This window comes from Bacteroides finegoldii DSM 17565 (assembly GCF_000156195.1).
GTDB lineage: Bacteria > Bacteroidota > Bacteroidia > Bacteroidales > Bacteroidaceae > Bacteroides > Bacteroides finegoldii.
Map to the genome: position 1 here is coordinate 298,174 of NZ_GG688319.1, position 15,853 is coordinate 314,026.

At 42.5% G+C, this 15,853-nt stretch carries 13 protein-coding genes, 1 tRNA gene and 1 pseudogene; 7 read left to right on the plus strand and 8 right to left on the minus strand.

The genetic code is table 11. The annotated features are described in order from the left end of the window. Positions 1–4: 4 nt before the first annotated feature. Complete coding sequence (locus tag BACFIN_RS14455; protein ID WP_032839347.1) at positions 5–373, minus strand: ribosomal maturation YjgA family protein; 369 nt, start codon at positions 371–373, stop codon at positions 5–7. Between the two features lie 174 nt (positions 374–547). Between BACFIN_RS14455 and BACFIN_RS14450 the strand changes: the two genes are divergently transcribed. Then, positions 548–1,216: an MgtC/SapB family protein gene (locus tag BACFIN_RS14450; protein WP_032839348.1), complete on the plus strand. Its 669-nt coding sequence runs from the start codon at positions 548–550 to the stop codon at positions 1,214–1,216. A gap of 32 nt (positions 1,217–1,248) precedes the next feature. Here BACFIN_RS14450 and BACFIN_RS14445 read toward each other — a convergent pair whose 3' ends face one another. The 3 genes from BACFIN_RS14445 to BACFIN_RS14435 all read right to left on the minus strand — a co-directional run bounded on the left by BACFIN_RS14445 (position 1,249) and on the right by BACFIN_RS14435 (position 3,754). Continuing rightward, complete coding sequence (locus BACFIN_RS14445; RefSeq protein WP_007750533.1) at positions 1,249–2,025, minus strand: TIGR03915 family putative DNA repair protein; 777 nt, start codon at positions 2,023–2,025, stop codon at positions 1,249–1,251. A 102-nt stretch (positions 2,026–2,127) separates the two neighbouring features. Then, positions 2,128–3,396, minus strand: coding sequence for a putative DNA modification/repair radical SAM protein (locus tag BACFIN_RS14440; protein ID WP_004304808.1), 1,269 nt, complete (start codon positions 3,394–3,396; stop codon positions 2,128–2,130). A 181-nt stretch (positions 3,397–3,577) separates the two neighbouring features. Further along, positions 3,578–3,754 (minus strand): histone H1, encoded by a 177-nt coding sequence (locus BACFIN_RS14435; protein ID WP_007750534.1) that lies wholly within the window; start codon positions 3,752–3,754, stop codon positions 3,578–3,580. 150 nt (positions 3,755–3,904) lie between these two features. On the opposite strand from BACFIN_RS14435, the gene BACFIN_RS14430 reads away from it, so the two are divergent. The 3 genes from BACFIN_RS14430 (at position 3,905) to BACFIN_RS14420 (ending at position 7,690) form a co-directional block, all read left to right on the plus strand. After that, the gene (locus BACFIN_RS14430; protein WP_007750536.1) at positions 3,905–4,552 is read left to right on the plus strand and encodes an AlbA family DNA-binding domain-containing protein; all 648 of its coding nucleotides are present in this window, start codon (positions 3,905–3,907) and stop codon (positions 4,550–4,552) included. 252 nt (positions 4,553–4,804) lie between these two features. Beyond that, positions 4,805–5,437 (plus strand): hypothetical protein, encoded by a 633-nt coding sequence (locus BACFIN_RS14425; RefSeq protein WP_007750537.1) that lies wholly within the window; start codon positions 4,805–4,807, stop codon positions 5,435–5,437. A 111-nt stretch (positions 5,438–5,548) separates the two neighbouring features. After that, complete coding sequence (locus tag BACFIN_RS14420) at positions 5,549–7,690, plus strand: KamA family radical SAM protein (RefSeq protein ID WP_007750538.1); 2,142 nt, start codon at positions 5,549–5,551, stop codon at positions 7,688–7,690. On the opposite strand, the gene BACFIN_RS14415 is transcribed toward BACFIN_RS14420, so the two are convergent. From BACFIN_RS14415 to BACFIN_RS20585, 4 genes and pseudogenes are all read right to left on the minus strand, one after another. Then, positions 7,687–9,009: a nucleobase:cation symporter-2 family protein gene (locus tag BACFIN_RS14415; protein ID WP_007750539.1), complete on the minus strand. Its 1,323-nt coding sequence runs from the start codon at positions 9,007–9,009 to the stop codon at positions 7,687–7,689. The genes BACFIN_RS14420 and BACFIN_RS14415 overlap by 4 nt on opposite strands. Beyond that, complete coding sequence (locus tag BACFIN_RS22925) at positions 9,010–9,717, minus strand: nucleoside-specific channel-forming Tsx family protein (protein ID WP_007750540.1); 708 nt, start codon at positions 9,715–9,717, stop codon at positions 9,010–9,012. It lies immediately after the preceding gene. A gap of 76 nt (positions 9,718–9,793) precedes the next feature. Then, positions 9,794–11,389: a SusD/RagB family nutrient-binding outer membrane lipoprotein gene (locus tag BACFIN_RS14405; RefSeq protein WP_007750542.1), complete on the minus strand. Its 1,596-nt coding sequence runs from the start codon at positions 11,387–11,389 to the stop codon at positions 9,794–9,796. 16 nt (positions 11,390–11,405) lie between these two features. Beyond that, positions 11,406–14,529: pseudogene (locus tag BACFIN_RS20585) on the minus strand (SusC/RagA family TonB-linked outer membrane protein). A gap of 109 nt (positions 14,530–14,638) precedes the next feature. Between BACFIN_RS20585 and BACFIN_RS14400 the strand changes: the two are divergent. From BACFIN_RS14400 to BACFIN_RS14390, 3 genes are all read left to right on the plus strand, one after another. After that, positions 14,639–15,217, plus strand: a complete 579-nt coding sequence (locus BACFIN_RS14400) for a uracil-DNA glycosylase family protein (protein ID WP_022275449.1) — start codon at positions 14,639–14,641, stop codon at positions 15,215–15,217. A 41-nt stretch (positions 15,218–15,258) separates the two neighbouring features. Then, on the plus strand, positions 15,259–15,612 hold the full coding sequence (locus BACFIN_RS14395) for an arsenate reductase family protein (RefSeq protein WP_022275450.1): 354 nt from the start codon (positions 15,259–15,261) through the stop codon (positions 15,610–15,612). Between the two features lie 65 nt (positions 15,613–15,677). Beyond that, positions 15,678–15,750: transfer RNA gene (locus tag BACFIN_RS14390), tRNA-Trp, on the plus strand. Positions 15,751–15,853: the final 103 nt, after the last annotated feature.

The window sequence follows — 15,853 nt, forward strand, 5'->3', positions numbered from 1 at the left end:
TCCTCTACGATCTACGCCGGACGAAATGCTCGAATAAGACAATGAAAACGCATCCCACAGCATAGCAGGCAATATCTCCCCAATCGAACGTAGAACCCAGCACAATTCGGGCTACGCGGTTCGTGACACCCAATGTTTCCACCAGCCGGAAGTATTGCAAGACTTCTACCAAACAGGCAAAAAGAAAGACATAAAACGGCATCCGCGGAATCCCCGTCGGTAGAAAGATACGTACAAAGCTATATACCAGCACTACCACCAACATATCTCCGACATAAGGTCGTATGAAACGGTCGCGCACATACAAAGCTATCAACACCTCCATACAGAAGATCACCAGAAAGCTGATTATATAAAAAATTCTTTTCTTCATTATTTGCTCGGTCGCGGGATTAAACATTTATTTGAATCTGCGAATATACGATAAAATGAATTGGATACGTTCAAATATTACTAAATGATTGATACAAAAAGGGGAAATAATTGTATATTTATAGTCCTAAGCATTTTTCCACAAACAATAAAAAACAGAAAGGAGATTGAACACATGATGTTGAATATGGATTTTGTAATCCGTTTATTGGTCGCCGGAATATTGGGAGCCATCATCGGACTGGATCGTGAATACCGTGCCAAAGAGGCCGGATACCGCACTCATTTTCTCGTGTCGCTAGGTAGTGCTTTGATTATGATTGTTTCCCAATACGGATTTCAGGAAATTATAAAAGAAAGTAGTGTCACACTCGATCCCAGTCGGGTGGCGGCACAGGTTGTCAGCGGTATCGGATTTATCGGTGCAGGAACCATCATCTTTCAAAAACAGATTGTACGCGGACTGACTACCGCCGCAGGAATCTGGGCAACAGCAGGTATCGGCTTGGCGGTAGGTGCAGGAATGTACACCATCGGTATTGCCGCCACGGTGTTAACCCTCGTCGGACTGGAACTACTTAGCTATCTATTTAAAAGCATCGGAATGAAAAGCTCGATGGTTTCTTTCTCAACTCCCAACAAAGACATACTGAAACAGATAGCGGACAGATTCAACTCTAAAGACTACCTGATAGTCTCTTACGAGATGGAAACGCAACACACGGGTGAAACAGAATATTATCAGGTTACGATGGTTATCAAGTCGAAACGAAATAATGATGAAGGGCATCTGCTTTCGCTGATACAGGAATTTCCGGATGTAACGGTGCAGCGAATTGAATAGTCAGACTTTCGCTCCTCTCCCAAAATGGAAATCTACTTTTGCTTTTCCGTCAGATACTTCCAATAACGTACAGGCATATCCTGCCTGTGCTTCCTCGGATTCATGCGTTCTTTGATACAAATGACCTTGAAATATGTCTTCCAAAGTTGTTGGAAAAGCTTCTCATCCTTGTCCATCAGACTTTCGTCCAGCATCCCCGTAATCAAATGGGATTCACGACTGTCATCATCAAACGAGATAGTCGTCACCTCCTGCAAGTCATAATAAAATCCGTAACGGCGTTTCATGTCGTAAATAATCCACTTCTGATCGGCAAAACGGTCTTTGAAATGGTGAACCGTCAACGGGAGCGCATTATACTGCGGTTCGAAAGCGGCAAAGAATGTACCGTCGGCAGCTTTCTGGAAACGGACAAACTGCATCAGGTGTACACGTTCGCCATCCACCTTCTTCCATATTTGCGCCAATTGTAAAACATCCGGATCACCAAAATTGGTTTCAATGGACCGGGGCGCGTCGATCGCTTTACGGATATAACGAAAAATAAGCATCCCTACTTCCGGAAGCTCCGACAGCCAACTTTGTGTGAGGCAACCCAAAGCGGAAGAGGAAACTTTCTTCTGTAATCCCCGCCACACACGCCCGGCCTTTTCTTCATCGGTCACTACCGTATGCAGCTCATCACAAAATAAAGGCAAAGCATCTCCTTCCGACAGCAAGGCATCGGGGAAAGTCTTGCGGAAATAGGCGTCGAACACAGCCGTCAGCAGACCATCAAAGGTTTTATCGTAAATATAAACACTAAACATATTTACTATTAGACAATTTACGATTTACTATTTAAGTTACTATTAGACAATTTACGCTTGGTATCACTTTTGAATAGTAAATTGTCTAATCGTAAATTATTCTTATTCGCCAAAATCAAGCAACAACTGACGTTCATCTACTTTCTTTTTCGGTTTCGGCAACAATAAGCTGCGCACCCGTTGCGGAGAAAGTTCGTTCACTGTCTGCATCTGGAGAGGCAGTTCTTTGCAAGTGATGAAATATTGCGCTTTCTTCATCACCACTCCTATCTTCTTCAGTTCATAAAATCCCAGCCGCGAAAAACGACGGGAAGCAACAATCAGTTTCGCCGACTTCACCCCTACTCCCGGCACACGGAGCAACATTTCGTAGTCTGCCTTATTGATGTCGACAGGAAACTGTTCGGGATGGCGCAAAGCCCACGAAAGTTTCGGGTCTATTTCGAGATCGAGATCCGGATAGGAATCATCCACAATTTCATCTACCTTGAATTGATAAAAACGCAATAACCAGTCAGCCTGATAGAGCCGGTTTTCACGTACCAGAGGCGGCTGTTTCAATGCCGGAAGGCGCTTATCATACGTATTCACGGAAACGTAGCCCGAGTAATAGACACGTTTCATGGTGGGGCGCCCATAAAGTGCCGACGAAAGAAAAAGAATATCTTTATCCGATTCGGAGGTAGCTCCCACAATCACCTGGGTACTTTGTCCCGCAGGTGCGAAACGCGGTGCGTGGCGAAACTTCTGCCGTTCTTCTTTACTCTCCAACACGCCTTGTTGAATGTATTTCATCGGAGCAAATACACTTTTATGGTCTTTTTCCGGTGCAAGCAGTTTCAAATTTTCTTCTTTGGGAATTTCGACGTTGACGCTAAGACGATCGGCATACAATCCGGCTTCATTCACTAATTCGCGACTGGCTCCGGGAATACTCTTGAGATGGATATAACCGTTAAAACGGTACACTTGCCGCAAATCTTTGGCTACACGCACAAGTCTCTCCATTGTATAGTCCGGATTACGGACCACTCCGGAGCTAAGAAACAGCCCTTCGATATAGTTACGACGGTAGAATTCCATCGTCAGCTCCACCAATTCCGAAACGGAAAAGGTAGCGCGGGGAAGATCGTTGCTACGACGGTTGACGCAATAGGCACAATCGTAAATGCAATAATTGGTAAGCATGATTTTCAATAGCGAGATACATCGACCGTCCTCGGCAAAACTGTGGCATATCCCCCATCCTCCCACAGTGTTTCCCAGCGTTCCCGGCTTATTGGAACGCACCGTACCACTGGAAGAACAGGAAACATCGTACTTGGCAGATTCTGCAAGTATCTTCAGTTTAGCTAAGACGTTTTCGTTCATCATTCCCGATCTTGATTCTTTTCGCAAATATACGATTAATATTAAGAATACAAAAAACAGACTTTCACAAGCCCGGTTTTCAGTACATAAGTTGCAAAAAGAGAAGCTTAAAAAATAAAAAGAGGATATATCATGATAATATACCCTCTCATTTCTTCTGATATCTTAGTAGTTTCTAATCTTACTTTTTAGAAGCTTCCAAAGATGCTTTACGGAATTCTTTCATTGCTTTTTCGATTTCCAAAGAAGCTTTACGAGCGCGAGTTCCTGCTGCTTTGTTACCATTTTCAATCTGAGCGTTAGCATCTTTTGCGAAGTCAGCATACAGAGCTGCTACTTTTTCTACCAATTCTTTCATAATCCTTTTATTTTTTTCGTTAATAATGTGTCGCAAAAATACACTGTTTCCCGAAATAAACGCATAAAAACAATCTTTTTTTTTGTAAATATTCTTTGAAAATAATGCAAAAAAAGGTACTTTTCGCCATTTTTACCTACCTTTGTAGCCATGAAACCGCTTACAGATACCGATTATATACATACTTTGATTGCTGAAGGAGAGCATCAACAACAGGACTTCAAATTTGAAATTTCCGATGCACGCAAGATAGCCAAAACCTTGTCCGCTTTTGCCAACACCGACGGAGGAAGATTGCTTATTGGCGTGAAAGACAATGGAAAAATAGCAGGCGTACGTTCCGAAGAGGAAAAATATATGATTGAGGCGGCCGCACAACTTTATTGTGTACCCGAAGTGGAATATACAATGCAAACATACATAGTAGAAGGACGACAGGTATTGGTAGTCACTATCGAAGAGACCCTTCACAAACCGGTGTATGCCAAAGACGAAACCGGAAAACCGCTCGCCTATCTCCGTATCAAGGACGAAAACATATTGGCGACACCTATACATCTCCGCGTGTGGCAACAGAGCGACAATCCCCGTGGCGAACTAATCCGTTACACTGAACGTGAACAGCTTTTGCTCGATCAACTGGAACACGGTACTCTACTATCACTCAACCGTTATTGTCGTCAGACAGGAATCTCACGCCGTGCCGCCGAACATCTGCTTGCCAAATTCGTTCGTTATGGTATTGCAGAACCTGTATTCGAAAATCATAAATTCTACTTCCGGATGAAAAGTGAATGATCGCAATTACATTAGAGACTTTATGCTAAACAATGATGGTACTTTCCGGCTCATCGCAGAAGAAAGTCGGCATTCAGAATCCTGTTTTCAGAAAAGAGACAATGCCGGATATTGAAAAGGACTTGGAATGTTGGTGAAACCCAACTGTTTTTTGTACCTTTGCACACGAAATATCAGCTTGGTTGGTATGCAACAAAGCAATCACACACGTTCAATTAGTAAATTGTAAATAATAAAATTGTAAATACAACAATGGGCTTATTTGGTTTATTCAAGAAAAAATCCGATGAAACAAAAGTCGGCAATGTAGAAGATTTCATTTCTCTGACCCGGGTCTATTTCCAGTCAGTTATCGCCACTAACCTTGGTATCACAAATATCCGCTTCCTGCCGGATGTAGCCAACTTCAAACGTTTATTCAAGATACCTACGCAAAACGGCAAGTTAGGATTGGCCGAAAAGTCAGCTTCGCGCAAAATGTTGATGCAGGACTATGGATTGAATGAGAGTTTCTTTAAAGAAATCGATTCTTCCGTAAAACGCAACTGCCGTACTCAGAATGATATTCAATCTTATCTGTTTATGTATCAAGGATTCTCTAACGACTTGATGATGTTGATGGGGAATCTGATGCAATGGAAGTTCCGCATGCCGTCTATCTTTAAGAAAGCACTTTATGGCATGACTCAGAAAACGGTCCACGATGTTTGCACAAAGACTGTATGGAAAGCTGATGATGTGCACAAGACTGCAGCGGCTGTACGTCAATACAAGGAACGTCTGGGATACTCGGAACAGTGGATGACGGATTATGTGTATAATATTGTCTTATTGGCAAAAAAAGAGCCGAAACGCAAGAATGATGACACGGAAACGAAAAAATAAGTTGCTCTAAAATGTTAGAAAATCGTAAAGATTAGCACGATAGAAAAAGCGGAAGTATGAAACTTCCGCTTTTTTCGTATCTTTATATACCATTAAATAGAGAGATTGCTTATGAAACAAAAGAAAATGCTTACACTTACTTTTTCACAATTGAAACAAATCTATAATCAAGAAATTCCGGAAGTGGTGGAGATGGCTGATAAAAGCTCTTCTGTTGAGGAGTTTAAGCTAAAAATGCAACGATTTCTGGAGACTTGCAGAATGGAGAATAAGACTGCGAAAGAGGCTAGGGAGCAAATTCGACTTTTACTCCATTATGATGGACAGGATGTCCATGAACTGTCTACGGGACAGGATATGTCAATACAGACAATACGGTTGCTTTATGAATTTCTGACGGGAACATTAGAAAACATGGAATTACCGACAGACTTATTCATAGAACTCTTTCAAATGTTCAAACGATTGAAAGGGGATATAATACCTTTACCGTCTCCGCAACGTATCAAAAACCGGAATGACCGTTGGGAAACAGGATTAGATGAAGAGGTACGGGAAGTGCGGGATGAGAATAAGGAGCGGATGTTGCATTTACTGATTCAAAAGATTGAAAACAGAAAGTCGAAACCTTCGGCACGTTTTCATTTTGAAGAAGGGATGAGTTATGAAGAGAAATACAGACTGGTGAGTGAATGGTGGAATGACTTTCGCTTTCATTTGGCAATGGCTGTTAAGAGTCCGGGAGAGTTGAACCGTTTTCTAGGAAATTCACTTTCGTCAGAAACAATGTATTTGCTTCATCGTGCCCGAAAGAAAAGGATGCCGTTTTTTGCCACTCCTTATTACCTGTCATTACTCAATGTTACGGGATATGGATATAACGATGAAGCGATCCGGAGCTATATTCTTTACTCACCACGACTGGTAGAAACTTATGGAAATATCCGCGCATGGGAGAAAGAAGATATTGTAGAGGCGGAAAAACCGAATGCAGCAGGATGGCTATTACCGGATGGACATAATATTCATCGACGTTATCCGGAGGTTGCTATTCTTATTCCCGATACGATGGGAAGAGCGTGCGGAGGACTTTGCGCTTCTTGTCAACGGATGTATGATTTTCAGAGCGAACGGTTGAATTTTGAGTTTGAAACGTTACGACCGAAAGAGTCATGGGAACGCAAATTACGACGCTTGATGACTTATTTTGAAGAAGATACGCAATTGCGGGATATTCTTATCACCGGAGGAGATGCGCTGATGAGTCAGAATAAGACACTTCAACACATTCTGGATGCAGTATATCGAATGGCCGTACGCAAACAGAAAGCGAACCTTGACCGTCCGGAGGGTGAAAAATATGCAGAACTGCAACGGGTAAGGTTAGGTTCCCGTTTACCAGCCTATTTACCGATGCGCATTAATGACGAGTTAGTGGAGATATTGCGGGAATTCAAAGAAAAGGCTTCGGCAGCCGGTGTGAAACAGTTTATTATCCAGACCCATTTCCAGACCCCATTGGAGGTGACTCCGGAAGCTAAAGAGGCTATTCGGAAGATACTTTCCGCTGGATGGATCATCACGAACCAATTGGTGTACACAGTGGCAGCTTCGCGACGAGGACATACAACACGGCTCCGACAAGTGCTTAATTCATTGGGAGTGATGTGTTACTATACTTTTTCCGTGAAGGGCTTTAATGAAAATTATGCGGTGTTCGCACCCAACAGCCGTTCAATGCAGGAACAGCAGGAGGAAAAAATATATGGCAGAATGACACCGGAACAGGCAGAAGAATTATATAAGATATTGGAAACGAAGACGGGAGCAGAAAAAGATATGAAAGAAAAAGAAGAGGTTGCCAAACAGTTAAGACGGTTCATGAGAAAACATCACTTACCTTTCCTTGCTACAGATCGCAGTGTACTGAATTTACCAGCCATCGGCAAAAGTATGACTTTCCAATTAGTGGGACTTACAGAAGAAGGGAAACGCATCCTATGTTTTGAACATGACGGAACGCGCCGCCACAGTCCGATTATTGACCGGATGGGACAAATTTATATTGTAGAGAACAAATCGTTGGCCGCTTATCTGCGCCAATTGGCTAAAATGGGAGAAGACCCGGAAGATTATGCTTCGATATGGAACTACACCAAAGGGGAAACCGAAACTCGTTTCAGTCTCTACGAATATCCGGATTTCCCCTTCCATATAACTGACAAAATGAGTAATCTGAGTATTGAAGATTAATCTTTCTCTTCTTTTACACGTATTACTATATTGGCAATTATTGCAGTCAGGCCTCCGGTAGTGATTCCCGATGAAAAGATACTTCGAATCGCTTCGGGGGCTTGTTGCAGTACGTCCGGCATTAATTCTACTCCCAAGCCAAGAGAAAGGCTGACCGCTAATACCAACGTTTCTTTACGACCGATTTCCTGAGAAGAGACAATGCGGATACCTGCGGCGGCTACCGTACCGAACATAAGCAAGGTTGCTCCACCCAGTACTGGATCGGGCATTAATGAAAAAACAGCCCCTACAATAGGGAACAAGCCCAAAAGTACAAGCATTGCAGCAATATAATAACCCACATAGCGACTGGCTACTCCAGTCAGTTGAATAATACCGTTGTTCTGCGCAAAAATAGAGTTTGGGAAGGAGTTAAAAACTCCGGCAAGGAAAGAGTTGAATCCGTCTGCCATTACTCCACCTGAAACTCGTTTCAGATAAGAATCACCTTCAATCGGAAGACCGGATATCATAGAATTGGCAGTCACGTCTCCCGTCGCTTCAATAGCCGTAATCAAGTAAACCAGCCCAATAGCTATAAAAGAAGAAACATTGAAGTCAACGCCATATTTAAAAGGTTGAGGAATATTGAAACTCATCAGCATTCCTACATTCAGAGAGCTCATATCGACTTTCCCTAAGACAAAAGCCAAACCATAACCAAGACAAAGCCCAAGAACAATGGAACTCATGCGCAGGTATTTATTTCCGCAACGATTGAAAAACAATACACTTAAAAGCACCAGTGCAGCAATAGATAGATTTTCCCAAGTTGCAAAGGTTCCGTTATCCATAGCAGAATATCCGCCTCCGCAAGACACGATCCCGACTTTTATCAGGCTCAATCCGATAAGTAGCACAACAATACCGGATACTAACGGAGTGATGATATTACGCAAGTACTTAAAAGTACGGCTGACAATCATCTCGATGGGCGCGGCAACCATACAGGAACCAAAAATTAGAGGTAATCCACCGACAAGCCCTGTGGCAATAATAGGCCCAATAAAAGAGAAACTGGTTCCCTGAATACAGAGCAGCCCTGCTCCTATCGTTCCGAAACGGCGACATTGAATGAAAGTTGATACTCCTGAAGCAAAGAGAGACATAGAGACCAGAAAACTCGTCTTCTCCACATCCAGTTTCAAAGCACTCGCAATGATAAGTGGCGGTGTAATGATGGCAACAAAGATAGCCAACAGATGTTGCAAAGCGGCAAACAGCGCATCTTTAAAAGGAGGACGGTCTTCAACACCGTAGATTAAATCTGTTTTCATTTAATTCAATGTCCATTTTAGGGCTAGTGTCGGGATTGCATAAAAGCCATCACGATTACCGAAGTTATTACTTAATTCCACTTCCGAGCCTATACTTAAGTTGAAATTCTTATTTACTCCTTTAATACGGTTCAGGTTTACCCAAAACTGTGGTTCGGTAAGGAAGATCGTTTTCCCATAATCCGTTTCCTCACGCCACCAGTCGGCAAACCCGGAGAAAGTCAGCAAGTTATGGCAAAAATTAATGTACCAAGTACCTGTCAATTGGAAATTGTTAGGTGATTTATGCTTCTGAATGTACTTATACATGGCACTCACAGTGAAACCTTTTGAGAAAGAAGCATTGTTATAAGTATAGGTAGCACCGGCCAGATAAGCATTATTGTAAGAAAATCCTTTTGCCAAACCACCGTTATATTCGAGATGTGCGGAAAAAGGAGCTTTCCAGAATTTCAACTCACGGGCAATCTCCCAATAAGCGGAAGCTACCCCATCGGAAGTATAATCCATATCAACAAAGAAATAGGTACTTCCCCAAGCATCGGGATGGAATTTCTCTACAGTAGAAGTCAGCAAAGGACGACCTTTTAAATCTTTATCATACAGGGAACGTCCGAAATCATAATGCAACTGTATGTTTTGAGCCCGCAATCCCGACACGGGCCAAAGCAACATACAAAGGAAAAAAGCAGCAATAATCTGTTTCATGAATAAATGTGTTTTTTAATGAAAGCGCAAAATTAGTCAAACCTGCACATATACACACATTACTTACACAGATTTTTTATTCCAAACTATTATTTCCCGTATCCCACCATAGGTATGTACCTTCGTGATCTTCTCCATCCAAAGCTTTCACAAGGGCAGAATATTGCTCCGGATCTTCTGTTTGCAAAGTACCGGGAAAGTGAAGTCGGCGTACCATCGTCTCCGAATCTATACATCCGTTCCTGCTATGATTGAAACGTACGGGAAACAAGCGGGGATATCCCGTACGTCGTTGTTCAGCCCAAGCTTCACAGCCTTCGGGAAACATGGCAATCCACTTTTGGGTAATAATCTTCTCCAGCTTTTTCTCCTTATCATCCGACGGATTCCATTTTGGTGATACCTTACAACGAGCTTCCACATTATTCTCCGTTTCATAAGTGTCTACAAAATTCGAAGCTATCCGTTCGCTCTTCAAGTAATCTTCTACTCCATAGACACCCCATTGTTCGAAAGAAGTCATCACTCCGTTCCGATAGCAGTTTTCTTCATTTTCGTCTGTCCAACCGCGTAAAGCGGCCTCAGCACGTAAAAACCAGACTTCAGAAGCCGTCATCAGAGGTGCGTCCGTAGCCTGTGTGACCGACAATCGGGACAGCCCTGCATAATGATTATGTGCAAAACAAGTTCCCTGACGAATGCCACGATACTCTCCCCTAAACTTTTCATCCGTACAAGGAACGAAATAGGCTTTGAGTCGAGGATCATCGTATCCCGTAAGTATAGACTCCATTGAAGCATTCATATACGTTTCATTCCACACCAAATTAAGTTCTCCCAACGGATTAATATATCCCGATTTTGTAGAAACCGCAACTTTTTCCGATCCTCTCTCAAAGAAACCGTAATCATTATCCTTTATCTTCTCTATTTCCAAACGTGCCTTGTCGGGAGCGATTGATGCAAGACGCATAGCCAAACGCAAGCGCAAAGAATTGGCAAACTTCACCCAAGAGGAATACTTGCCATCCAGCAGAATGTCAAACCGGGCGAACCCATTGGATTCCGGTTTTTCTTCTATATAACCGATAAGAGCGACAACGGCAGAATCCAGTTCATTAAAGAATTCATAATAGACCTCTTTCTGCGTATCAGGTTGATAATGCTTTTCCGCATTCGCAAAATGCCTGTAAATAATAGGACCATAGTAATCCGTTACCCGATGCATTACTTCCACTTTCAATATTTTCGTAATACCAAACAGGGCTGGATGAGTATCACGGGTAGCATTCTCCGACTGATATATCTGTGGAAAAATATACGAATACACATGTGTCCACATCGCACTGTTCCAACCATCCTGCATATTATAATCGGAATTATTGGAACCACCGTTCAGAGGTTTGGCATCATGCATATATCCACTGAACATATCCGCATTCAAATTCTGTATCAACTGGAAAGGCCAATTCTTCCCCTTTCCGTAATCATAATTAAAATAAATGCCTTGTTGGATAATCCCCAGACGGATTCCATAACCATTATCGTCAATGTTCAGATCTTCATTCGTAATGCCGGACAGATCGGTATTATAATCGCGGAAGTTACCCGTGCATGCTACGCAAAAAAGCCACCATCCTATCAAATATAAATATATGTATCGTTTCTTCATTTTCCCTTTTCAGCTTTTAAAACTCACATTTCAGCGTAAAACCCAGGCTACGGGTAGTAGGCATTCCGAACACCTCGATACCTTGATTATCATTTCCTGTAGAAAGTACCAGATCCGGGTCAAAAGGTGCTTCCTTATACAAGAAACACAGATTACGGGCTACAAACGAAAGTTGCACATTCTTCAATACTTTAGTTTTCTGCATCCATTCCTTAGGGAAATTGTAACTCAGCGACACTTCACGCAAACGCAGATTAGTGGCATCATACATATAATATTCCGTCACTCCGGCACGTCCGCCTACCACATTCTTATAAAATCCTTTCACATTGTCTATCCGTTCCCCTTCCAGCATAACATATCCTTTATCACGAGCATCTGCAGTTATTTCCGACACTCCATAAAGATCCATTTCCGCCTGCGTTTGCGAAAGGACTTTACCACCATAACGCCAGTCGAGCAAAAAGTAAAAACTGAATCCCTTGTAAGAAAACGTATGATTCCATCCCATTAAAAAGACCGGATTGGCATTTCCTACTTTCACCGTATTACCATCTCCTTCCACCAACGGCAGCCCTTTATGGTCTCCTTCCGTCCCATAAACAATCCTTCCCTGATCATCGCGCACAAAAGCTTTTCCATATATATCCCCGATAGAACCGCCTTTCACCAATTTCATAGCATAGCTTGAAGAAAAACTTGTAGGTCCGTAAACGAACTCCTTCAAGTCATCATGCAACTTCACAATCTTATTCTTATTGGAAGAAAAGTTGAGCGACGTCTTCCATGTGAAGTCAGAAGTTAACACCGGAGTAGCATTCAGCGTAATTTCCCATCCCTTGTTTTGAATATTTCCAGCGTTCACATACCGATAAGCAAACTCATCACCGGCGAGAGCAGGAAGCTTGAAAAACTGATTATACGTATTTGTGCGATAATAAGTCAGGTTAATTCCCAAACGGTGTCGGAAGAACTTCCATTCCGTTCCGAATTCCATAGCATGAGTCATTTCCGGTTCCATTTCTTTAAAAGGCGCAGCATCATTTGCCTGTACCTCACCACCGGCATTGACGTGCGAAGTGGAATTTGTGATGTACAGAGGGATATCATTTCCCACTTTACTGTAAGCCCCGCGTAACTTTGCAAAAGAAACCCATTCGGGCAATTTCAGCCATTTATCAAGCAATATGGAAAGACCGACGGACGGATAAGCAAATCCTGATTTCTCATGTTTGGTATAGGATAACGTGGACGACCAGTCATTACGGGCTGTCAAATCAAGAAATATCTTTTCCTTATAACCTATCTGAGCCGTACCGAAAAATGATTGCAACTGCCGGTGTGCATCTATCTTCTGATCAATACTGGCAGAGCTGTTCATCACGATATTGGCAATATTAAACACATTGGCGTATTTCAAAGAAGCATTCTTCGAGTCGTAACGGGTTGAGTTCACCACCTTATCATTGATACTGCCGCCAATAGCCGCATCCAGAGTAAAATCACCCCATGTTTTCTTAAACATAGCCATCACGTCACCATACATCTGCGTTTCCTGATAGTCCATCTCAAGATAACGCCCGTTCACTCCGCATAAAGCTGTTGCGGTAGAAGCATAGAATTTCTGACGCAATTTATCAGCCCAATAATCCATATTGCCACGTGCTTGTATCGTCAGCCAACCATTCACCTTGAAAGTGACGGAAAGAGCAAGAATGACACGTGTGCGTGTTTCCCTGCTTTGGATACGATTCACTATCCAATATGGATTCTGCTCAAAATCTTCGGTAAACGTATGCCAATTCTGCACATTCAAATTACGCTCTTCATTATAAGTTTCAAAATGCTCCTTATAATAAGACAGATCTTCGCCACGCGGAAAACGGTAAAGCCCTACTAACGGATTCATATAAAAACCTCCTGAGACGGGCTTATTCTCAACCGTTTGTTTCATGACATTGACATTGCCATCCAACTTCAGACGTTTGTTGAACATGGCAGCCGTTTCACGCAGATTGATGTTATGCTTCTTTAATTTATTCCCTTCAATAATGCCCCGTCCAGTAGTATTGGCATAAGAAAAATAAGTTTGCAGATTTTCATTTCCGTGACTGACGGATACGGAAGTCATGGAAGTAAGTCCGGTACGGAAAAAATCATTCAGATTATCATGCACCTCCAAACTTTCCTTTCACCCAACTATCTATCACATCACTCACCCCATAGCTATTTTGCATCTGAGGTAAGCTGAAAGCCTTTTCAAAAGTAAGTCCGGTAGAGAAATGGATACTTCTTTTCCCTGTAGAATTTCCTTTTTTGGTAGTGATCAGGATTACTCCATTGGCAGCCAAACTTCCATACAAAGCCGCTGCTGGGGCGCCTTTCAAGATACTGATACTTTCTACATCCTCCGGATTCAGATTGGAGATACCATCTCCTCCATCTCGGTTTCCGGCATTTGCCGTTCCGCCAATCGCCGAATAAGCCTGTTCCGGAGAAGTGTTGGACATCGGTACACCGTCTATTACATAAAGCGGCTGATTATCTCCGGATACCGAACGGACTCCCCGAAGAGTGATTTTGGCAGAACCACCCATACCGGAAGAATTCTTGTTGACCTGCACTCCTGCAGCTTTTCCGGCAAGGGCTGTTATCATATTTATCTCCTTTACCCGATTCAGTTCTTCCCCTTTTATTTTCTGAGTCGAATAAGCCAAAGTAGATTCATCCTTTTCAAGCCCTAGAGCAGTCACAATTACATTATCAAGCATGACCGTATTTTCCCGAAGGGAGATTTCAAGCATTGCCCTACCCGTTACTTTGACTTCCACTGTCTCATAACCGATAAAGGAAACTTGCAGAACAGCGCTATCCGGAACGGACAAAAAGAAGCTACCGTCTATATCACTGACAGTTCCGTTCGCTCCTCCTTTCTCACGAATGGTTGCCCCGATAAGCGGCTCGCCGTTGGTATCGACAACACGTCCCCTTACCGTTGCCGTCGCATTATCCGTAGGGGTTTCTATAAACGTAACTTGTTCCGAAGCGTAACCATTCTCGCTTAAAAAGAAGAATGAACTCAATAAACAACTTACAACAACTTGAACTCTCAATGATATTATAAAAGACTGTCTATTCATTATGCCACAAAAATACGTAAATATTTTATATATTGCATTTTTTCACATTGATTTTGAACGAAATAAACATTATCACTATTTTTGCATGAAATTAAAATGATACATAATGATGGAAATCGAGAAACATCCACTAGAACCATTTCTTCCGGCAAAAGCCAAACTGTTAATGCTGGGAAGTTTTCCACCGCAGAAAAAGCGTTGGTCCATGGATTTCTATTACCCGAACCTGAATAATGATATGTGGCGCATTTTCGGTGTGTTGTTTTTTAATGACAAAGACTACTTTCTAAATCCTACACGGAAAGCGTTTTGCCGTGAACGGATTATAGACTTTCTAAATGAGAAAGGAATTGCACTGTTCGATACGGCCTCATCCGTTCGCCGACTACAAGACAATGCGTCCGATAAGTTTCTGGAGGTTGTGGAAGCCACCGATATTCCCGCAATGCTTCGTCGGCTTCCCGAATGTAAGGCCATCGTTACTACCGGTCAGAAAGCTACTGACACACTCCGGCAACAATTGGATGTAGAAGAACCGAAAGTCGGCGATTATTCGGAGTTTGTTTTTGAGAAACGCGCAATAAGGCTGTATCGTATGCCTTCATCATCGCGAGCATACCCATTGGCATTGGATAAGAAAGCGGCTGCCTATCGAATCATGTATCAGGATTTACAGTTACTACCCTAAATGTGAAACAACAAATATCAAATAATAAATTAGAAATGAGTATGATACCTTTATTTTTGCAGTACCCGGCATGCAGCACATGCCAAAAAGCCAAAAAGTGGTTAACAGAAAATAACATTGAGTATACAAACCGGTTGATTGTAGAAGAAAATCCTACAGTAGAAGAGCTAAAAGCATGGATTCCCCGTAGCGGTCTGCCTATAAAGAAATTCTTCAACACTAGCGGACTCGTTTATAAAGAGCTGAAACTGAGTGAGAAGTTGCCAAGCATGAGCGAAGAGGAACAAATAGAACTGTTGGCAACAAACGGTAAGTTGGTGAAACGTCCTCTAGTAGTAACAGACAGTTTGGTATTGGTCGGTTTCAAGCCCGACGAATGGGAAAAATTAAAATAGTTCAAAACTTATTTACCCGAATGTTTGGAGATTCAGAAGTTTCTACTACCTTTGCAGCCGCAAACACGGGAGTAGCTCAGTTGGTAGAGCACCGGTCTCCAAAACCGGGTGTCGGGAGTTCGAGCCTCTCCTCCCGTGCAATAAGAAAACCGCAAATAGTCGTCAAGCCATTTGCGGTTTTCTTATTATTGCCTCACAGATAAGTTACTACTCTCGGCTCAGTTTGAAAACTCTCTCTTAT